The organism is Nocardioides abyssi (assembly GCF_030412915.1).
Lineage (GTDB): Bacteria > Actinomycetota > Actinomycetes > Propionibacteriales > Nocardioidaceae > Nocardioides > Nocardioides abyssi.
Window position 1 is genome coordinate 1 of the sequence record NZ_JAUHJR010000366.1, and the last position, 201, is coordinate 201.

A 201-nucleotide genomic window follows, 5' to 3' on the forward strand; every position below is an offset into this window, starting at 1 on the left:
GCCGTCGCCGACCCGTCGGCGGTGGTGAACCGGCGCTCGGTCGTGCGCACCGCGCCGATGTCGAACAGCGACGCCTTCTGGCAGGCGCCGACGGGCTCGGAGCCGTCGCCCCACGCCGCGCTGGTCCACGGCAGGTCGTCGGCGACCGTCGGCATCCGGGTGGCGTCGAGCAGGTGGGTGCGCGCGGGGCGGCCCAGCAGC

General features: G+C 77.6%; 1 protein-coding gene. It reads right to left on the reverse strand.

Annotated features, from left to right (window positions below; translation table 11 throughout):
- Positions 1-201 (reverse strand): hypothetical protein (locus QWY29_RS21005; protein ID WP_300963130.1); only part of this gene is annotated, 201 nt, incomplete at both ends.